The sequence below is a fragment of the Rhodococcus sp. WB1 genome (assembly GCF_001700945.1).
GTDB classification, from domain to species: Bacteria; Actinomycetota; Actinomycetes; order Mycobacteriales; family Mycobacteriaceae; genus Rhodococcus; species Rhodococcus aetherivorans.
In genome coordinates this window covers 999,628-1,020,286 of record NZ_CP015529.1, presented here as the reverse complement: position 1 = coordinate 1,020,286, position 20,659 = coordinate 999,628, and the positions used below count along the sequence as shown (strand labels likewise).

The window sequence follows — 20,659 nt, the reverse complement described above, 5'->3', positions numbered from 1 at the left end:
CGCCCTCGCCCCCTTCGGCCTACACCAGCGCCGCGGCCGCCCGCGCGATGGCGAGCTCCTCGTTGGTCGGGATGACGAGGATCTCCACCTGCGACATGTCCGCCGAGATGCGCCGCTCACCGCGTGCGGAGGCGGCGTTGCGGGTCTCGTCGACGGCGATGCCGAGACGCTCGAGGCCGGCGAGGGCGTCGCGGCGGACGTCGACGTTGTTCTCTCCCACCCCGCCGGTGAACACGACGACGTCGACGCCGCCCAGTTCGACGAGATACGCGCCGAGGTACTTGCGCAGGCGGTGCACGTAGACGTCGTAGGCGAGCTTCGCGTCCTCGGATCCCTCGGCGACGAGCCGCATCAGGGCGCGGAAGTCGTTGACCCCTGAGAGGCCCTTGAGCCCGGAGCGCCGGTTGAGCAGATCGTCGATGGAATCGACGTCCATCCCGGCGCTGCGGTTCAGGTGCAGCAGCACGCCGGGATCGATGTCGCCGCACCGGGTTCCCATGACGAGTCCTTCGAGCGGGGTCAACCCCATGGACGTGTCGACGGGCCGGCCGCCGGCGATCGCGGAGGCCGACGCACCGTTGCCGAGGTGCAGCACGATCTGGTTCAGTTCCGACAGTTCACGTCCGAGGAACCGGGCGGCGCGCTCGGACACGTATTGGTGCGACGTCCCGTGGAAGCCGTACCGCCGGATGCCGTGCGCCCGGGCGACGTCCCGGTCGATCGCGTAGGTGGCGGCCGCGGCGGGCAGGGCGTGGAAGAACGCGGTGTCGAACACCCCGACGTGCGGAATGCCGGGCAGCTCCTCCCGCGCGACCTCCATGCCGATGACGTTCGCCGGATTGTGCAGCGGCGCAAGAACGGCCAGTTCCTTCACGGTGCGCACCACGTCGTCGTCGACGACGGTCGGCTCGTGGAACACCTCGCCGCCGTGTACGAGGCGATGGCCGACGGCGATGATGCCGGCCTCGCGCAGGGGGCGGCCCAGCGCTTCCACCCAGTCGAGGACGATCCGCAGTCCGGCGCGGTGGTTCTCGATGGGACCGACGTGTTCCTCGGTGCCGGTGGTGTGGTGGAACACGACCCTGCCCTCGGGCTCACCGATCCGCTCGATGAGCCCGTGCGCCACCGAGTCTCCGGTCTCGGGGTGGACGAGCTGGAACTTGATCGACGACGAGCCGGAGTTGAGCACCAGCACGGTGCCGTCCGTCTGGGAGCTCATTCGCCGGCCTCCTGCGCCTGGATGGCGGTGATCGCCACCGTGTTCACGATGTCCTGGATCAGCGCCCCACGCGACAGGTCGTTGACGGGCTTGCGCAGGCCCTGCAGGACCGGACCGACGGCCACGGCTCCGGCGCTGCGCTGCACGGCCTTGTAGGTGTTGTTGCCGGTGTTGAGGTCCGGGAAGATGAACACGGTCGCCCGGCCGGCGACCTCCGAGTCGGGAAGCTTGGCGCTGGCCACCGACGGTTCGATCGCGGCGTCGTACTGGATCGGTCCCTCCACCGGCAGGTCCGGCCGGCGCTCGCGCACCAGGGCGGTGGCGGCGCGGACCTTGTCGACGTCGACGCCCGAACCGGACTCGCCGGTCGAGTAGGACAGCATCGCGACGCGCGGTTCGATGCCGAAGCGGGCGGCGGTGGCGGCGGAGGAGATCGCGATGTCGGCGAGCTGATCGCTGGTGGGATCGGGCACCACTGCGCAGTCACCGTAGGCGAGCACCCGATCCGACAGGCACATGAGGAAGATGCTCGACACCGTGGACACGCCGGGTTCGGTCTTGATGATCTCGAAGGACGGCCGGATGGTGTGCGCGGTGGTGTGCGCGGCACCGGAGACCATGCCGTCGGCGACGCCGAGGTGCACCATCATCGTGCCGAAGTACGAAATGTCGCTCATGATCTCGCGGGCGCGTTCGATCGTCATCCCCTTGTGGGCACGCAGCCGGGCATACTCCTCGGCGAACGGCTCTGCGTGTTCGGACGACCTGGGATCCAGCACGGTCGCCGCACTCAGGTCCACCCCGAGTTCGGCCGCCCGGCGCCGCACCTGCGTCTCGTCGCCGAGGATCGTCAGGTCGGCGATCTTGCGTTGCAGGACGCGGCCCGCCGCGCGCAGGATCCGGTCGTCGTCGCCTTCGGGCAGCACGATGTGCCGGCGCTGACGGCGGGCCCAGTCGATGAGCTGGTACTCGAACATCTGCGGGGTCGTGACGGACGGCCGGGGCACGTCGAGGCGGCTCAGCAACCGATCCGTGTCCACGTGCTGTTCCATCAGCGCGACGGCGGTGTCGATCTTGCGGTGCGCGCCGAGCGCCATGCGGCCGCGCGTCCGGTCGGCGGCCGACGCGGTGTCGAACGTCCCCAGGGTGGTCGTCAGGATCGGCAGGCTGGGCCTGAGTCCGGCGACGAGTTGCGCCATCGCCGGGTGCGGCAGGAGCCCACCGTTCATGATGATGCCGGCCAGCGACGGAAACCCTTCGGCGGCATTGGCATTCACGAGGGCGAGGAGCACGTCGGAGCGGTCGGCGGGGGCGATCACCACGACCCCCTCGGTGATGCGTTCGAGGATGTGTTCGGCGGTCATGCCGCCGACCATGACGCGCAGCGCCTCGCGGTGCAGCAGCTCGGGATCGCCGCTGTAGAGTTCGCCGTCGATCGCGGTCAGCAGTTCGCCCATGGTCGGCGCGACGAGGATCGGCACCTCCGGCAGGGTCCACAGCGGCACACCCCGGTCCCCGACGGCCGCGGCGATCTCGTCGAGCCGGTCAGAGGGACAGCGGTTGACGACGATTCCGGTCAGGTGGGCGTGCTGGGCGGCGAGTTCGGCCGTGCACACGCTGGTCAGTTGCGCCACCTCGTCGGGGGTACGCCGGGAGCCGCGCAACACGAGCAGAACGGGCGCGTCGAGATTCGCGGCGATGCGCGCGTTGTAGCCGAGCTCGCTGGGGTTGGCGATCTCGGTGTAGTCGCTGCCGACGATGACGACGGCGTCGCACCGGTCCGCGACGGCGTGGTACTTGACGACGATCTCGCTGAGGGCGGCCTCGGGATCGGCATGCACGTCGTCGTAGGTGGCGCCGACGCACTCGTCGTAGTCGAGGTCGACGGTGATGCGTTCGAGGAGCAGTTCGAGGATGTAGTCGGTGTCGCCGTCGGAGCGGGCGATGGGGCGGAAGACGCCGACCCGGGCGGCGGAGGCACACAGCGCCTGGAGCAGGCCGAGCGCGACGGTGGACTTGCCGGTGTCACCCTCCGGCGCAGCGATGTAGATACTCGACACGGACTCGGCGGCGGCGCTCATGGCTCACACCCTAACGCTGCGCCGGTGCGTCCTTTGGGCGGTGGGAGCAACCCAAAAGACGCACCGGCGGCGCAGCCGCGTCAGTCCGCGAGCGGGTCGAGCGCGAAGTCGTACGTGGCCACCTTGCGGCCGGCGTCGTCGACCTGTGGTTCGAGGACGAGTTCCGGTTTCGTCGCGGTCGCGACGTCGTCGTCGAGCCACTCACCACCGGCGAAGTACAGCTGGGTGATGATCGGCTGCCTGCCGGGTGCGGTCACCCGCAGGTGCAGGTGCGCCGGGCGCCACGGGTGCCATCCGGCTGCCTCGATGAACTGTCCGGTGGGCCCGTCGGTGGGGATCTGATACGGAGCCGGCTCGATGGTGGTGATGTCGTAGCGGCCCTCGGCGTCGGCGACGACGGTGCCGCGCAGATTCCAGTGCGGAAGGTGCGGGGCGAACTGGGAGTAGTAGCCTTCGTCGTCGGCGTGCCAGATCTCGATCCGGGCCCCGCCGAGGCCCCGGCCGTCGAGGTCGGTGACCTGTCCGCGCAGGACCAGCGGGGGGTGGACGCGATCCTCGTCGCGCATCGGGAGTGTGCACTGCGCCGGTAGTTCCGGTGCGCCCGGAACGTAGTACGGCCCCTCGATGCTGCCCTTGGTGCCGCGGAACCTCCGGGAGTTGACGTCCTCGATCTCGTGCTCGACGAACACGTCCAGCAGCAGCGGCCACTCGCCGCCCTCGCCCACGTCGATGAGCCACTGCTTGAGCACGCGGTACTCGTCGTAGGTGACGGCATGTTTCCGGATCAGCGCACCGAATCCCGCGAGGGCTTCGGTCGCGATGGCGGACAGACGCTCCGGTGAGGTGTCGGCGGTGCAGCGTTCGCCCTTGAACTTGTCGGTGGCGGCGTTGCCGGATGCGGCAGCGGTGGGGTTTTCGGTGATGGTCATGGTGTCTCCCGGGAAGTGGTCAGGCACGGCGGAAATGGGACACGTCGTCGTTGCCGACGAGGTCGGGCACGGTCCAGCCGTCGAGGTCGTACTCGCTCATGAACTGCTCGGCCAGGCCCTTCATGGCGGACACGTCCCCACGGCCTTCTGCGGCGAACAGCAGCTCGGCCTTGACGTTCTCGTGGTTGCCGGCGTAGTTCCGCTCGTACAGTTCGTGGCGGCCACCGAACTCGGAGCCGATCGAGTCCCACAGGGCCTTCATGACCTTGACCCGGTCCACGGCGGTGATGCCGTCGGAGCCGCGGACGTACTTGTCCAGGTAGGGGCGCACCTCGGGATTCTTGAAGTCCGCCGCCGACGAGGGCAGGTAGATCAGGCCCGAGGCGACGTCCTGCTCGATGATCTCCTTGATGCGCGGGTAGCCCTGCATCGCGAACATCCGGTAGGTCAGGCCGTACTCGAGCTTCGGGATGACGGTGTCGCCGATCCACGGCTCCGGGTTGTTGACCATCGCGTCGGTGAGCGACCAGAACAGGTTGCGCCAGCCGATGACCTCCCCGACGCGGGTCTGCACGCCGCGGAAACCGCCGGCGCCGGTCGCGTCGAGGGCCTTCATCAGCAGGCCCGCGATGAAGTCGAGCTTGACCGCAAGGCGCGTGCAACCCTGCAGCGTGAAGCGCTGGAGGAAGCCCGAGCCGCCGAGGAAGTTGTTGATCTTCTCCACGTCCCCGTACATGAACACGTTCTCCCACGGCACGAGCACCTTGTCGAAGATGAAGATCGCGTCGTTCTCGTCCATGCGCGAGGACAGCGGGTAGTCGAACGGGGAGCCGACCACGGCGGCATTCTGGCTGTAGGAGGCCCGCGAGATCAGCTTGATGCCGGGCGCGTCCATCGGCACCGTGCAGATCAGGGCGAATTCCTTCTTCTTGATCGGCAGGCCGTAGTGGGCGATGAAGTTGTAGTTGGTGATCGCCGAGCCGGTGGCGACGACCTTGGCGCCGGAGACGATCAGGCCCGCGTCGGTCTCCTTCTCGACCTTCATGAACACGTCGCCGACCTGGTCCGGGGGCAGCGACCGGTCCACCGGCGGGTTGATGATCGCGTGGTTCCAGTACAGGACCTTCTCCTGCGACTCGCGGTACCAGCGCTTGGCGTTGTCCTGGAACGGCGAGTAGAACTCGTCGTTGGCGCCGAGGGTGCCGAGGAAGGAGGCCTTGTAGTCGGGGGACCGGCCCATCCAGCCGTAGGTCATCCGCGCCCAGGTGGCGATGGCGTCGCGGTCGGCTCGCAGGTCGTCGGCGGACTTCGGGGTGCGGAAGAACGGCATGGTCACCCCGCCGTTGCCGGTGTCGGTCGGGGCGGTGAGGGTGCCGACGTGCTCGCCGGTGTGCAGCGCGTCGTAGAGGCGCGCCGTCATGCGGATGGAGTTGCGGAACGCCGGATGGTTGGTGAAGTCCTTGACGCGCTCGCCGTGCAGGTAGATTTCGCGACCGTCGTCGATCGACGCGATGTACTCGTCGCCGGTCATCGGCCGCGAAGCGAAGGTCTGCTGCTGATTGGCCGGGTGGTCCGCGGCGACGTTCACCTTCGACCGGTCGACGGTGCCGGTAGCGGGGGCTGCTTCGGTGGTGGTCATGGTCTTCCCTTCGAAAGAGGTGGGAGCGGGGTCAGGAGGCAGTGCGGGCGAGCTGCGAGGGCAGTGGGGTGAATGTGGTGGTGGCGTCGAACCATCCGCTGTGCGGATCGTCGAGGCACCCGTTCCACGCGGTCGAGCCGGACCGGTCCCCGAGGTCGTGGAAGGTGCTGCGGAAGAACAGGAGCGGGTCCTTCTCGGCGTCGACGGAGGCGTCGACGATCTCGCCGACGAAGATGACGTGGTCGCCGCCGTCGTATTCGGCCCACGGGCGGCAGATCAGGGTGGCCGCGTTGCCGAGGAGGGCGGGTGCGATTCCGGTGTCGTCCCATGTCGGCGCGACGGCCTGCGGTCTGCCGGCGAAATGCAGTGCGGTGGAGAGCTGGTCGGCCGCCAGGATGTTCACGGCGAACGGCGCGTCGTCGAGGTAGCCGCACGCCTTCGACGTTCGCGTCAGCGTCACCTGGCACAACCTCGGCTCCAGCGAGATGGCGGTGAAGGCCGTGACCGTGGCCCCGTGCGGGGTGCCCTCGGCGTTGGCGCACGTGACCACAGTGACCCCGCTGGCGAACTGACCGAAGATGTTGCGAAGTGCTCGCTGGTCCATGAGGAGACCGCCTTTCTGCACGATGTGCGATCGCAGGTCGATCCGGAACGAGAACCAACGTATGACCCGGATCACACTCCGTCGATCCGCATTGCGAAGGTGCGATCCGCATTGCGAAGCGGGCTCGGAACGCACCGGATCATCCGGGCGGCACGTGACCGTCGTCACAGTACGGTGCTAGCGTGGGGAGCTGCCCACATACCGGCACGGCACCAGTTGGGAGGGTTGGAAGGGCGAATGCGAGCACCGGAAAGCCGCGGCTTCACGGACTGGGACGAAGTGCACGACGTGGTGTCCCAGGCGTACTTCCCGCACCAGCTGACGCTCCTCAGCCGCGGGCCCGCCGCCCGCACGTCGCTGGAATCGACCCAGCTCGGCGCCGCGCGGCTGGCGCGGATCGGCTTCGGCGTGGACGTGTCGATCCGTTCCGAGCATCCCGGCGCGTACGGCATCAACATCCCCCTGACCGGGCACCTGGTCACCGCCGTCGGCCGCGACGAGGTCGTGTCGGCTCCCGGGCTGGCGACGGTCTGCCCACCCGACACCCCCACCGTCATCACCCGGTGGAGCAGTTCGTGCGAGATCATCGGGTTCAAGGTCGACCGCGACTACATGCAGCGCGAGATGGACCGCCTGCTCCCCCGTCCGGGTAGGCAGCTGCCCGCGCAGCTGGATCTGCGGGCGGGAGCGGGGGCCGACTGGCTGCGCCTCGTCCGAGCGGTCGCCGACGAGTCGCTGCGGGACAACGTCCTGCTGCGCAGCGTCCAGGTGGCCGAACAACTTTGCCGCGCCGTCACGACCGCGCTCGTGCTCGCCGCCGCACCGGACGACGGTGACGGCCCGACCGGGGTGCGGCCACGGATCGTCAAACGGGTGATGGACGCGGTCCAGCAGGATCCGGCGCGCCCGTGGACCGCCGCGGAGATGGCCGAGCTCGTCGGCGTCAGCGTCCGCCGCATCCAGCAGGGCTTCCGCGAGTGCGTCGGCATGACGCCGATGGAGTATCTCGCCGACGTCCGGCTCGAGCGGGTGCACACCGATCTGTCCCGAAGCGATTCCAGTGCAACGGTATCCGATGTCGCCCTCCGCTGGGGCATCATGCACACCGGGCGGTTCGCCGCCGCGTACCGGCGCAAGTTCGGCGCCAGCCCGTCCGAGACGCTGCGCGGCGGGACCGCCTGACCTACAGGCGACGTCGTCGCCGGTGTGTCCTTCGGGCGGCTGGAACAGCCCAAAGGACGCACCGGCGGCGCAGCCGCGTCAGGCCAGCGCGCGCAGGCGCGGCGCGAGGTCGCGCTCGAACAGGTCGAGGAAGCGCCGCTGATCGTGTCCCGGCGCGTGGAACACCAGATGGTTCAGCCCGGCGTCGACATACGCCGCGACCTTCTCCACCGCCTCGTCCGGATCCGACGCCACGATCCACCGCTTGGCCACCTGTTCGATCGGCAGCGCATCGGCCGCCGCCTCCATCTGCACCGGATCGTCGATGCTGTGCTTCTGCTCCGCCGTCAGCGACAACGGCGCCCAGAACCGGGTGTTCTCCAGCGCCCGCTCCGGATCGGTGTCGTAGGAGATCTTGATCTCGATCATCTTGTCGATCGCCCCGGCGTCCCGCCCGGCCTTGCCCGCGCCCTCGGCCACCGCCGGCAACAGCTTCTCGGTGTAGAGCTCCATCCCCTTGCCCGAGGTGCAGATGAACCCGTCCCCCGCCCGGCCCGCATACCGCGCCACCACCGGACCCCCCGCCGCGATGTACACCGGGATCCCGCCGGCGGGCACGTCGTAGATCGACGCCCCCTTCGTGGTGTAGTACTCCCCGTCGAAGTCGACCCGCTCCCCGGTCCACAGCTCGCGCATCAGGGCCACCGACTCCCGCAACCGCGCGAACCGCTCCTTGAACTCCGGCCACACCCCCGCATACCCGGTGGCGATCTCGTTGAGCGCCTCCCCGGTGCCGACCCCGAGCATGACCCGCCCCGGATACAGGCACCCCATCGTCGCGAACGCCTGCGCGATCACCGCCGGGTTGTACCGGAACGTCGGGGTCAGCACCGAGGTCCCCAACTGCAGCCGCGAGGTGCGCTCGCCGACCGCGGTCATCCACGCCAACGAGAACGGCGCATGCCCCCCGTTGTGCCGCCACGGCTGGAAATGATCCGACACCGTCGCCGAATCCATCCCGTGTTCCTCCGCCAGCACCGCCAGCTCCACCAGCTCCCGCGGCCCGAACTGCTCCGCCGACGCCTTGTACCCCAACTTCAGACCCTGCGACACCACGAACTCCTACCCGTCTACGAATCCGGCCGGGTTCGAGTATGCCCAGACACGTGTGACGGACGCGACGTCACCTCTCGGCCTCGGCCAGATGCAGGTCGGGTTTCCAGTCGTAGACGACGCTGGTGCGCAGCAGGATGTCCTGCAGGGACCGGCGGCGGCGATCCACCGCCACCCACAGCAGCCCGAACCCGAACATCACGCACAGCCCGGCGCGCAGCCCCGCCCGGACCCATCCGACGAGGTCGCCGTTGCGGCTCACCATCCGCAGCCCCATCACCACCGCGCCGACCGTGCGACCGGTGGTGGCCCAGGACACCGTCAGGTACAGCGACGCGACACCGACGAACACACCGACGGACAGCAGAACGTGTGCGTCGGGGAAGGAGAACTCCTGCGGCGAGAACAGCAACCGCACGAGTACCACGGCGAGATAGATCCCGCCCATCACGGTCAGGACCACGCCGAGGTCGATGGCTGCGGCGATGCCCCTCGTGACGATTCCGGCGGGTCGGTGGGATGGTTCCCGGTTGCTCATGCCGGTTCTTCCGGGATCTCGGCGCGCCCGAACAACCGGCCGACGAACCCGGATACCGCGTCGTCGGCGTGCATACCCTGGCTGCGCACGCCGCGCATCGCCTCGGTGGACATGGATCCGGTCGAGTCGCGGATGATGGTCGGCAGGTCGACGCCTTCGATCACCGCGTTCGCCAGGCCGATGAGGTCGACTCGCCCGATGATCGCGTCCACGTCGATCGTCGCGGCGACGGCGTCCAGGTCGACCCGATCGATGATCGCGCCCACGTCGATCGTCGCGGCGACGGCGTCCAGGTCGACCCGATCGATGATCGCGCCCACGTCGATCGTCGCCGCAACCGCATCCAGGTCCACCCGATCGATGATCGCGCCCACGTCCACCCGTTCCGCCACCGCGTCGATGTCCACGCGGTCCAGGATCGGTGCGATGTCGACGCGCGCCGCGATCGCGTCCAGGTCCACCCGACCGACGATCCGCTCGACGTCGACGCCCTCGGCGACGGCATCGAGGTCGACGTGGTCCCGCACGACGGCGGTGATGTCGACCTCGTCCAGCGCGGCGCTCACCACCCGGCGCACCACAGCGCGCAGCAACCGGTCCGCGATCTCGTCCCCGGCGCGCAGGGTCTCGGCGCCGCGCGCCTCGAGCGCGACGAGCGCGGGGTCCACACCCGGTAGACGACGTGCCGCGTCGACACCGAACAGGAGCATGCGACGAATCCCGTCGCCCACGGTCGCGGCGGCACCGACCGCCACGCGTACCGGGTCGGGGCCGGTCCTGCCGTTCATACCGACATCAAAGCCCTCCGGCGCCCGAAATGCACGTGGTTCGCGATCGGCCCGTCCGAGGGTCGATCGGGCGGTTCACGCGGAGCGGTCCAGCTGCGGCGCAGCCCGGAGCGACGCCGGGCCGAATTCGACGGTGACGGACACGGCACCGGAATGCACGAGGAGGGCATGCACCGCCCCGCTGTACCGGCTCCGATGGTCCGCGAGGCGCCGCACATTCGGTACCGGAACCGCGGGGGCCTCCGACACGGGCAACAGGATCTCCGCGTCGAGCCGGCTGCGGCTCCCCTCGATCAGCAGGCCCTCCGCGACCACCCAGCGAACCGGCACATCATGCCGCTGCTGCACGTCGCCCACCACCAGCGCCACGTGCTCTTCGTCGTCGTCCACGACGGTGAGCAGACGCCCTCTCCGGGTGCCGACCGTCAGCGGCACGTCCGATACGAGCTCGGGACCGCCCGAGTCGATCCCCGACTGATCGTGGAACGGACATCCATTGGTGCGCAGGACCATTCGCCTCGTGTTCCAGCTGAAGAACGGCTCGTCTGTGGTGTTCACGACTCTCGTTCCTCCTTCACGCAGTCGACGAGATGTGCTATCTCCATCTTCGGCGGGAGGAGCGGTCGCGAACTGTCCCAGATCCGGACAGGGATCCTCGTCGCGGCAACCGGCGCGACGCGACGATCGCCCGTAGGTGACTACTCGCCGGTGAATCCGAACAGAGTCAGCTTCCGGTACAGCGACGACCGCGAGATTCCCAGCGCGCGCGCAGCGTGCACACGGTTGCCTCCGGTTTCCCGCAGGATCTTGGCGATGAGATCCCGTTCGGCGGACTCGACCGCGTTGAGTTGCCTGCGCGGACCGTGCCGGCACCATTCGGGCAGGTCCTCGACGGTGATGGCACCCGCAGGCCGTTGTGCGACGGCGCTCCGCAGGGCCGCCTCGACCTCGTGGATGTTGCGCGGCCACGGATAGCGCGCCAGCACCCGCATGGCGTCGGGAGCGACCGCTCGGCTCTGCGATCCGCTGATCTTGCGGAGCACCTGCGCCACGACCCCGGCGATGTCGTCGGTGCGGTGCCGCAGCGCAGGAACGTGCACGGTCCGGTCGAGCGCCGCCAGCAGCGGTGCCAGGGTCTCGGACGGCGGCTCCTCGGATTCCTCCATGGTGGCCACGACGAAGATGTGCTCGGGGACGGGTTCCGCCAGGGTCTCGGCCAAGGTCGTCGTGAGTGGGGCGGGCATGGCCTGGATGTTGCGCAGCACGTACAGGGTGGGGTTGGTGGAGGACACCGTGAGCCCGGACAGGTCGGTCTCGCTCCCGTCCACGAGGATGCTCCGGCCCCCGGCGTACAGGGAGTGGAAGATCTCCGACGCGAGAGACGCCTTCCCCGTGCCCGGTTCGCCGGTGAGGAGCAACTTCGCCCCGGCGGACAGGGCCTCCTCGATCTCGTTGCAGGCGCGCATCCACAGCGCGGAGGAACCGCTCGAGCGGAGACGATCGGTGCCGGCAGCGGCCAGACCGACCCGCCCGGAGTGCAGCCGGTGCTCGCGGACACGGTTCGGAACGGACGGAAGCGGTGCCGCGGCCGCGGCCGCCTCGGAGACCTCGACGAGGTATCCGGCGGTGTCCTCGCCCGCCAGGATCCGGGTCGCGCGAACCCGGACGGACAGGCCGGTGCCCAGCTCGACCAGTTCGTCGATGCGCGCGCGGTGCCCGATGACGTAGTCGACGTGTTCACCGACACGGCGTTGGTCCTCCGGCGCGAGGAGGGTGTGGGCGAGCGGATTCGCGAGCGACATCGCGCTCCCGATCGCCATGAGGGCCGTGCCGCCGCGAGCGTCGGCCCGCACGAACGCGTCGAACAGCGCGTGCTGGCGGGCGCTCCGGTCCCGGAACAGATTCTGTTCGATCTCCGCCGCCGCGGTCCGCACGACGGTCGTGAGCAGCGGCGAGGAATGCTCGGTGAGGCAGCTGATGTCGATGACGCCGGCGACGCGTCCGCTGAACGGGTCCCGGATCGGCGCCCCGGAGCAGGCGAACGGCTGGAACCGTTCGTGGAAGTGCTCGGCGCCCTCGATCTGCACCGGGCGCCCGGATTCCAGCACGGTGCCGACGCCGTTGGTGCCGATCTGCCCCTCGCAGTAGTCGAATCCCGGCGCGAGGGAGACATGGTCGAGCAACCGTCCGATGGCGCGGGCCCCGTCGAGGCGCATCAGCACCTGTGCCTTGGCGTCGGTCAGGGCGATGCTCACCGGGACGTCGACGGTCTCCTCCGCGAGGCGGTCCAGGACCGGCAGCGAGCACTGGACCAGCCGAGAGGTCCGGTCCACCTCCCCCGCGAACCGGACCTCCCCACCGGACGGTCGCACGCCCGCCGCGGCGGAGCGCCGCCACGACGCGGACACGACAGAGGAGACCAGCGAATCGTCCGGTTCGCCGGAGTCGAGGAATCCGGCCCGGGCGACCGCCACCCGCAGCCGTCGGTCCGCGCTCTTCATCGGGTGCCTCGCCCCGGCACTCTCGTGATGCACGTCACGCCTCCAGGGTAGCGTCCGCCCCCGGGCCGGTGCCCCTCCCCGCGGCACCGGTGTGCAGGTCGTCCACGTTCAGGCACCGTGGCCGTCGAGCCGGGCCAGCCGGGCGAGCACCGTCTCCGGGACCGCGTCCGCCGGCAGGTGCGCGAGCCGGAACGCGCCGCGGGCGTCCGGTACGGCAGTGTCGTCGGCGAGCCAGTAGCCGGAGCCGAGGACGTCACCCTCGTGCGCGCCGACCGAGACGGTGTCCTCGCCGCGCAGTCCGATCTCCCACCGGTAGTGCGCAGCCACGTTCGTCACCGGCACGTACGACTGCGGATCGACCGGCGGTAGCGCGGCGGCATCGGCGCCGGGCGCGATCCGCTCGTCGAGCAGGACCGCCGAGACCGGCACCTCGGCGAAGCCGCGCAGCCAGTCCGCGACGTACATCGCCGCGGCCTCGACACGGTCCGCGTCCAGGTCCGCGACGTCTCCGGGGTGGGTCGCCGCCAGCCAGGCCCGCGGCGAGGGGATCTGCAGCACCAGCGGCAGCCGGGTCGTGCCGGCCACGGTGGCGGCGAGCGTCGCCACGGCGCGGGCGGTCGCGGCGTCCGCCAGCAGTGCCCGCAACGCGTACCCGGTCCGGGACCGTGCGGCCATCGCCTCGCGCAGGCGCGGGTCGTCCGCCGCGAGGCGGTAGTACTCGCCGAGATCGAGCAGCGTGACGTCCGGTCGCAGCAGCCCGTGGGCCTGGTTGAGGAAGTTCGACAGCGCGGTGGGATCCTCCCAGGGCACCGGGTTGCCGCGGAGCAGGACCCGGCGGCTGTAGTCGAGATGGTCGACGACGAGCGGGACCCGGCGCCCGGAGACCGGCGCGTCGAGTACGGCGGGAAACGAGATGGTCATGTTTCTGACTCCAGGGAGTGGGTGCCCGCACGGTGAGGGGAGCACACGTGCGGGCACCCGGCTTGGGTGGATCCGGTGGCCGGAGCCGGCCGGAACCGGCTCCGGCCGGACCGGTTTCAGGACTTGCGGTGGACGATCTCGCCGTGCTTGGACTCGAGTTCCTTCACCCGGGCCGTGAGCTCGGCGATCTTCAGCTCCCGCCGGTCGGGCATCATGATGATCGGCATCTTGTCGATCGTCGTGGTGACCCGCTCGGCGCCGTGCACGGTGAAGTGCGTGGCGGTCAGTTCCTCGGTGTCGCCCCAGGATCCGTAGTACAGCAGGTCCTGCGGAGGTTCGGGCGTCACGAACTTCTCGACGAACTCGCCGTAGGGCACACCGCGGGAGAGCCGGTCGCGCCGCATCGACGCGCGTAGCGTCTCCGTGGCGTCGACGTCCACGACGAACGTGTCCGGCGCGTACACGACGCCGTAGATGTCGTGCGCCACCTTCGCGGAGATCCGGTCGATCTCGAGATCCGCGACCACGTCCTCCGGGGCGCGTTCGAGCGGATCTCCGTACCCTCCGCCCGTGCCCTGCGAAATCATGTACAGCTCACCGTCCTTGGCGACGTCGAACTGCAGACCCATGTGGCTGGTGCTGTACTCGGCGCCCTCGAAGGGCTGTTCGTTCATCACCTTCTCGATGGACAGGTCGAACCGTTCCGGGTTGCGGCGCAGCTCGTCGTAGACGTTGACGCCCTTGACCGTCGCGAGCGGGTAGGTGTTGCAGCCGTACCCGCCGAACTGTCCGCTGATGGAGGAGAACTTGGCACCGGAGGTCACCGTCATGAAGCCCCACAGCGGGGTGCCCTCGGCCGCCACGATCATCTCGTAGCCCATGCCGCCGCGGTACTTGCCGAAGCCCTGGTTGTCGCGGACGATCCGCTTGCTCACCAGCTGCATGAAGGGCACCTCCTCCTCCATGACCTCCTGCTCGGCCGTGTCGGCCATCGCGCAGAAGAGCGGGGAGACCGCGTCCTCGCCGTCCCGGAACGCCTTGGCGCCGCCGCCCATGCCGTTCAGGTCGGCGCACAGGTTGCCGACCTGGTCGCCGTGCTGGGTGACCCCGCCCCACAGGAAGGTGTTGATCTGGTTGAACCAGGGCGCGATGACGTTGGAGAACTTCTCCGGGTTGGAGAATTGCAGCTTGGCCCAGGGATTCTGGAGCGCCGAGAAGCCGCGGAAGGAGGCCTGCAGCGACTGGCCCATGGGGGCGTCGTAGCCGGCGTCGGACCACGTGTGCTCGTCGGAGATGATCTCGATCGGGCTCATCGCGGAGGTGCAGCGCGGCAGGTCCGGCCACCAGAACGCGAGGATGGCCTGCATCATCATCGACTTGACCGAGCACAGCGGCGAGTTGATGGCCCGGTTCAGGATCTCCGGTCCGCTGCCCCGCAGGTCGATGGTCATCTTGTCGCCCCGGACCGTGATGGAGCAGGCGAGCTTGATGAGGATGTTCTCCTTGAGGGTGGAGTCCATGAACTGGTTGAACCGGACCGTGCCGTCGGGCAGTTCCCGGATGCGCCGGCGCACCTCGGCCTCGACGTCCTCGACGGTGATCCGCAGCGCCGCGACGAACGTTTCCACGCCGACCTCGTCGATGATCTTGTCGACGCGTTCCTGGATGCGCTGGACCGCACCGATCTTCACCTTCAGGTCGGCCAGCTGGAGCTTCGGGTCGCGGACCGAGTGCTGCAGGAAGGTGAGCAGGTCGCGGCGCAGCTCGCCGCGCTCGACGATCTTGAACGGGCTCATCCGCAGACCGTCGTCGAACGGGGTCTCCGAGCCGGAGGGCATGCCGCCCGGTTCGCAGGCGCCGTTCTCGCCCTCGTGGATCGTGGCGGCCACCCAGGCGATGATGCGGTCGTCCCGGATGATCGGCATGATCATCGACTGGTCGGTGTTGTGGACGTTGCCGAAGCGGGCGTCGTTGTGGATGAACCCGTCGCCGGGGTGGATTCCGACGGTCGGCTCGTCCTTCCAGTACTTCATGATGTACCGGATGGGGTGGTGCAGGATCGCGGAGAAGGCGATCACGCCGTGGCAGGACAGGTAGGTGACGTCCCCGGCCGCCGTGTAGATGGCCGTGGTGAGGTCGCCCCACTTGGCGCCCGGTGCCGCGCCCATCGCCTCGCACATCTCGAAGCCCTCGTCGAGGGCGCCCGCGAGGCGCTTGCGGATGCGGTCCACCTGGAGGGGGTCGACCCCGTCGGCGAGGCATTCCTGCTCGAACTCGCTGCGGGAGGTGATGTGGTGCGAACGCATGATCTCCCGGTCCGGCCCGAGGAACAGCGTCGTCTCGTCCATGAAGTCGTCGACCCACTGCTGCTCCTGCTCGTTGAGCGAAGCGGTTGCGAGGCGCTGCTCCGCAGCGGCTGTGAGGTCGTCGTGAAGTGCGGTCATGGCTGTGTCTCCTGTGTTTCTGCGCTAGTCCTTGAGGAACCAGACGGCGCCCTGCGGTGAGGGTTCGAGGCGCCAGCCCGGCTCGACGAGGTAGGTCGTGTTCTCGGTGGTGACGATCGCCGGACCGGGAATCACGTGGTGGTGACTCAGCGCGTCGGCGTCGTAGATCGCGGTGGTGATCGCCCGGGGATGCGCGACGAAATGGACGTCGCGGTGCCCGACCGGCGTCGGCAGCGTCCGCTCCCCGTCGTGGTGCAGGGAATCGAACTCGACGGTCTCACCGTTGACGTAGGACGCGACCCTGATGGTCTGGACGCGGATGCCGGCCTCGGGTGCGGCCGACCCCTCGCCGTAGCGCTTGGAGTAGATGTCGGAGAACGTACGGATCAGGTGGAGCACGTCACCGACGCCGTGGATCCGGTTGATGTCGAAGGCCACTGCCGTCGTCACGAGCTGGTTGCCGTAGCGCAGGTCCATCTCGAGGCGGTGCTCGATCGCCCCGTCGCCGACACCCTGGCGTCGCAGATCCTCCGCGCCCCGGGCCTCGAGCGCGGCGACGATGTCGTTGAATTCGTCGTAGCTGTCGTAGAGCCCGCGGGTGGTGGCGTTGTAGAGCACCACGTGGACGCCGCGCTCGTGGATGTGCAGCTGCTTCATGTTGCCGGCGCCGCAGGCGGAGAACACCGAGGAGAACGGCGGGGCGAGGATCTTGCGGATGCCGGCCTGGTCGGCGATCCCGCACGCGTGCAGCGGGCCGTTGCCGCCGTACGCGAGCATGGTGAAGTCCTCCGGCAGATAGCCGCGCACCCGCAACTCCTTGGCGATGCCGATCGCCATCTGCTCGTCGACGGACCGCTTGATGACCTTGGCGACGTCGATGACGTCGAGGTCGAGCTCGTCGCACAGCTGTTCCTCGACGGCGAACACCGCCCGCTTGCGGTTGAGCTTGATGAAGCCGTTGGCGTAGTTGTCCGGATCGAGGTAGCCGAGCAGCAGGTCGGCGTCGGTCACCGTGGGCCGCAGCCCGCCGCGGTCGTAGCAGGCCGGACCGGGGTCCGAGCCGGCGGACTCGGGCCCGAGCCGGACCGAGTGGTGGATCCGGTCGTAGCTTGCGATGGAACCACCACCGGCACCGAGGGTTTCGAGGTGGATCATCGGGACCGAGACCAGCCAGCGGTCGATCGTGGGCTGGAAGTCGTAGTGCTTCACGCCGCCCGCGGGTACCAGCCCGATGTCGAAGGACGTGCCGCCCATGTCGGTGGTGATGATGTTGCCGATCCCCGAGGACTCCGACAGATGCTCGGCGGCACTGACACCCGCGACGGGACCCGAGTGGATGGTCTGCAGGGCATCGGTCGAGTTCATCTGGGCCATGCCGCCGGAGTTGTGGATGATGAGCATCGGCTTGTCGTAGCCCGAGTCGCGCAGGTTGTTCGCGAGCTGGCTCATGGCGTGGAACATGATGCCGTGCAGGAAGCCGTCGACGATGGTGGACGTCGCGCGGACGTACTCGCCCTTGCGCCCGGAGACCTGGTGGCCGAGCAGTACCGGGATCGCGCCGAGCTGATGCTCCGGGTACTCCTCCTGGATGATCTCCATGATCCGCAGCTCGTGGGTGGGATTCTCGGTGGCGTTCACCAGCGACACCACGAGCGCCTGCGCACCGGCGTCGACGAGTTCGCGCACCATCGTGCGCACGTTCTGCTCGACGAGCGGAACGACGATCTCGCCGGCGGAGTTGACCCGCTCCTGGACCGACCGGATCAGGCTCCGGTGGACCAGCGGTTCGGGCCGCTCCGCGGCCGGCAGGTTCTGCTGCATCGACGGATCGAGTCCCTCGCCGTATCCGCGGCCGCGGGAGAGCGGGATGGTGTCCTCGAAGCCGTGGGTGACGATGGCACCGACGCGCGGGCCCTTGCGTTCGATGAGGGCGTTGGTGCCGAGCGTGGTCGCGTAGCGGACCGAATCCACCTGGGACAGGACGTCGTCCCGGTCCAGCTCGGCTCGGCGGCAGGCGAGGTCGAGTGCCTCGTTGAATCCCTGCGCCAGGTTGTGGTGGGTGGTGAGGGCCTTGGCCTCGACGTACTTGTCGTCCCAGGCGAAGAAGCAGTCGGTGAAGGTGCCGCCGATGTCGACGGAGATTCGTTTCATGGTGACGAGGTTCCTTGCGGGTCGCGGTGACTAGTGGTGGTTGTGGCGCCGGCCTTCGAACTCGCCCTCGGCGTCCTGGCCGGGGCCGTACGTGACGACCTGTCCGGGATCGGTGCCGCGTTCGAGCCACTGGGCGCGCAAGGCGTCGACGTCCCATTCCATGTCGACGGTCGGGGGGTGTCCCGGCGGGATGTACTCGGTCTCGATCTGGGTGCCGCAGCCGGGGCAGTAGTACTCGAGGATGCGGCAGTAGGCCGGGTCCGGCGAGAAGGTGAACTCGTAGCGGTCGGGATCGATGATCGGCTGGTGGATCTCGCGCGGGTCGCGGTCGTAGACCAGGGTGCCTTCCTTGTAATTGCCGCGGGCGCTGCCGAGTTCGTGCCGGCACACCCGGCACACCCACAGTTCGCTGTCGAGGTCGATGACCAGGTATTCGGTCATGGGGATCTGCATGTCGTGCATCCTTCGAACGAGCCTGCGGTCGAACAGGCTTCGGGCTCTGTCGGTCAGTGGGTGTCGGTGAGCAGCAGGTCGCCGCCGGCGGTGACGTCGAACTTCCAGCCCTCCTGCACGCGGGCGGTGAAGAAGGGGCCTTCGACGATGGCCGGGCCCTCGGCGGTGGCGCCGGGCTCCTGGTCGGCCAGCGCGAACACCGGCACCGCCCGTCGGCCGCCGGCTCCGAGCACGGTGCGCTCCCCGGCCGCCCGGGGATCGCGGGCCTCGGCGAAGGAGCCGTGCGGGAGCTCGATCCGGTTCATCCGGCGGGTGGCCACCAGGGTCAGCGCGGTGGACGCGCCGGGCAGGAGCTCGACGCACTCGCCGGGTTCGTACGACGCCTCGTCGACCGTGGCCCCGTGCGCATCCTCGGTGGTCAGGGTCCAGGAGAGTTCGCAGTCGGTGAGGGCGTGCCCCTCCTGGAACATGTCCCGTTCTGCCTTGGCCAGCAGGTCGGCCACGGCCGCGGCGAGCGTCGCCTCCGCCGTGTCCGCGACGTCGGCCTCGTAGCTCTGCCCGATGTCGGAGAACCCGATCCCGAAGGCGGAGAACACCGCCGCGAGCTTGGGGACGAGCACGCTGCGCACGCCCGCGACCCGCGCCGCGCCACACGCACTCATCGGGCCGGCGCCGCCGAACGCGGCGATGGTGGTCTCGTCGGCCTCCGACACCGCGGGCGCGACGGCGTTGCCCATCGCGGTGAAGTACGCCTGCTCCATCGCGAGCAGCGCCTCGTCGAGGGTGAGGCCGAGAGGTTCGGCCACCGTGGCGGTGACGACGGCGCGGGCCCGGTCCGCGTCGAGGGTGAAGTCGCCGTCGAGGTAGGTGGTGGGGTCGAGGACGCCGAGGAGGAGGTTGACGTCGGTGATGGTGGCGGACGTGCCGCCGAAGCCGAAGCAGGCCGGTCCGGGTGCCGCACCGACGCTTTCCGGTCCGACGGTGATCGCCCCGTCGGTGACGGTGATGATGGAGCTGCCGCCGATGCCGGCCGACTCGACGTTCGACATCGGGAAGGAGATCGGGATGCCGGCGATCGAGCCGCGGCGGTCGGTGAGGATCTCCCGCCCGGCCACCGTGCCGATGTCGGTCGTGGTGCCGCCGACGTCGATCATGAGAACGTGCTTGAGGCCGTAGATCTCGGCGAGCGCCCGGGTGCCTTCGAGGCCGCCGCGCGGGCCGGACGAGTACGTCTTGAGGGCCACGGACTTCGCGACGCGCGAGGAGGCGCCGTCGTTGCGGTAGATCAGCAGCGGGTTCTTGACGCGGTGGTCGCGCAGCCGGTGCTCGGCGTTGTAGAGGAACCGTTCCATCGTCGGGTGCAGGAACGTGTTGATCACGGCCGACCAGACCCGCCGGGCCGGCGTGCGGTCGGTGGTGAAGTCCCACGAGTACAGGAACGGAACCGAGCCGAGCAGGTGGCGCGGGAACTTGCGCAGCAGGATGCCGCGCAGCTTCCGCTCGCGTCCGTCGTCGGTGTCCCCGACGGCGACGACGATGCGGGCGGCACCGTCGGTGGTGAGACGGTTGACCCGGGCGACCAGCTCCCCCTCGAGGTCCGCGGCCTCGGCGTCGACGACGGCCACCCGGGCCCCGACGAGGTCGTCGAACAGCGCCTGCTGCTCGGGGGTGCGGCGCAGCTCGTCGACGAGGTCGGCCGAGTCGGTGATGATGCCGATGCGGGGGCCCTTGCGCTCGACGAGCGCGTTCGTCCCCTGCGTGGTCGAGTAACGGATGTGCGCCGTCGAGTGCAGCAGTGCAGGCAGGTCCTCGGCTCCGTAGATCTCCTTCGACACCTTCGTCAATCCGTCGAACAGGCACTGCGACAGATCGAACGGTGTGGTGAGGGTCTTGGTGAAGCTGAATTCGTGGCCGTCCCAGGCGCAGATGTCGGTGAGCGTGCCACCGTTGTCGATGTTGATGAGTCTGTCCATCGGGTGTCCCCCGTTTCGGGTTGCGGTGATGCGGTTCGAATGAGGAAGAGCATGCGGCCGGACCCGAGGATGTGAAGTGTGCCACTTTCGGACACCCGCTATGACGTGGCTCATCTCCCGCCCTCGGACGCCCCTCGACCTGCG

General features: G+C 69.1%; 16 protein-coding genes. 1 reads left to right on the top strand and 15 read right to left on the bottom strand.

The annotated features are described in order from the left end of the window. Positions 1-19 precede the first annotated feature (19 nt). From A4U64_RS04545 to A4U64_RS04525, 5 genes are all read right to left on the bottom strand, one after another. Positions 20-1,219, bottom strand: a complete 1,200-nt coding sequence (locus A4U64_RS04545) for an acetate kinase (protein WP_065922263.1) — start codon at positions 1,217-1,219, stop codon at positions 20-22. Next, positions 1,216-3,300 (bottom strand): phosphate acetyltransferase, encoded by a 2,085-nt coding sequence (pta, locus tag A4U64_RS04540; RefSeq protein WP_006938193.1) that lies wholly within the window; start codon positions 3,298-3,300, stop codon positions 1,216-1,218. Before pta ends, A4U64_RS04545 begins: the two co-directional genes overlap by 4 nt. 80 nt (positions 3,301-3,380) lie before the next feature. Further along, complete coding sequence (gene catA, locus A4U64_RS04535; RefSeq protein WP_065923408.1) at positions 3,381-4,229, bottom strand: catechol 1,2-dioxygenase; 849 nt, start codon at positions 4,227-4,229, stop codon at positions 3,381-3,383. Between the two features lie 19 nt (positions 4,230-4,248). Next, on the bottom strand, positions 4,249-5,868 hold the full coding sequence (locus tag A4U64_RS04530; RefSeq protein WP_065922262.1) for a 4-hydroxyphenylacetate 3-hydroxylase family protein: 1,620 nt from the start codon (positions 5,866-5,868) through the stop codon (positions 4,249-4,251). A 31-nt stretch (positions 5,869-5,899) separates the two neighbouring features. Beyond that, entirely contained in the window at positions 5,900-6,472 is a 573-nt protein-coding gene (locus A4U64_RS04525) for a flavin reductase family protein (RefSeq protein WP_044476278.1), read from the bottom strand. Positions 6,473-6,709: 237 nt separating this feature from the next. On the opposite strand from A4U64_RS04525, the gene A4U64_RS04520 reads away from it, so the two are divergent. After that, a complete protein-coding gene (locus tag A4U64_RS04520; RefSeq protein ID WP_043802313.1) occupies positions 6,710-7,654 on the top strand; it encodes an AraC family transcriptional regulator in 945 nt (314 codons plus the stop codon). Positions 7,655-7,732: 78 nt separating this feature from the next. Here the strand turns inward: A4U64_RS04520 and fgd are convergent, their stop codons facing one another. From fgd to A4U64_RS04470, 10 genes are all read right to left on the bottom strand, one after another. Beyond that, complete coding sequence (fgd, locus tag A4U64_RS04515; RefSeq protein WP_065923407.1) at positions 7,733-8,746, bottom strand: glucose-6-phosphate dehydrogenase (coenzyme-F420); 1,014 nt, start codon at positions 8,744-8,746, stop codon at positions 7,733-7,735. Between the two features lie 70 nt (positions 8,747-8,816). Next, positions 8,817-9,284 carry an RDD family protein gene (locus A4U64_RS04510; RefSeq protein ID WP_065922261.1) on the bottom strand — a complete coding sequence of 156 codons (468 nt, stop codon included), beginning with the start codon at positions 9,282-9,284 and terminating at the stop codon, positions 8,817-8,819. Beyond that, positions 9,281-10,072 carry a hypothetical protein gene (locus A4U64_RS04505; protein ID WP_065922260.1) on the bottom strand — a complete coding sequence of 264 codons (792 nt, stop codon included), beginning with the start codon at positions 10,070-10,072 and terminating at the stop codon, positions 9,281-9,283. The genes A4U64_RS04510 and A4U64_RS04505 overlap by 4 nt, the downstream gene beginning before the upstream one ends. Before the next feature lie 75 nt (positions 10,073-10,147). After that, a complete protein-coding gene (locus A4U64_RS04500; protein WP_065922259.1) occupies positions 10,148-10,630 on the bottom strand; it encodes a hypothetical protein in 483 nt (160 codons plus the stop codon). Between the two features lie 140 nt (positions 10,631-10,770). Then, positions 10,771-12,573 (bottom strand): sigma-54-dependent Fis family transcriptional regulator, encoded by a 1,803-nt coding sequence (locus A4U64_RS04495; RefSeq protein ID WP_006945521.1) that lies wholly within the window; start codon positions 12,571-12,573, stop codon positions 10,771-10,773. A gap of 108 nt (positions 12,574-12,681) precedes the next feature. After that, complete coding sequence (locus A4U64_RS04490) at positions 12,682-13,494, bottom strand: hypothetical protein (protein ID WP_043802326.1); 813 nt, start codon at positions 13,492-13,494, stop codon at positions 12,682-12,684. Positions 13,495-13,610: 116 nt separating this feature from the next. After that, positions 13,611-15,938 carry a hydantoinase B/oxoprolinase family protein gene (locus tag A4U64_RS04485; protein WP_006945517.1) on the bottom strand — a complete coding sequence of 776 codons (2,328 nt, stop codon included), beginning with the start codon at positions 15,936-15,938 and terminating at the stop codon, positions 13,611-13,613. Positions 15,939-15,962: 24 nt separating this feature from the next. Continuing rightward, positions 15,963-18,089, bottom strand: a complete 2,127-nt coding sequence (locus A4U64_RS04480) for a hydantoinase/oxoprolinase family protein (RefSeq protein WP_006945516.1) — start codon at positions 18,087-18,089, stop codon at positions 15,963-15,965. A 30-nt stretch (positions 18,090-18,119) separates the two neighbouring features. After that, positions 18,120-18,542 carry an acetone carboxylase subunit gamma gene (locus A4U64_RS04475; protein WP_006945515.1) on the bottom strand — a complete coding sequence of 141 codons (423 nt, stop codon included), beginning with the start codon at positions 18,540-18,542 and terminating at the stop codon, positions 18,120-18,122. Between the two features lie 53 nt (positions 18,543-18,595). After that, positions 18,596-20,515 carry a hydantoinase/oxoprolinase family protein gene (locus A4U64_RS04470; RefSeq protein WP_043802328.1) on the bottom strand — a complete coding sequence of 640 codons (1,920 nt, stop codon included), beginning with the start codon at positions 20,513-20,515 and terminating at the stop codon, positions 18,596-18,598. Positions 20,516-20,659 lie beyond the last annotated feature (144 nt).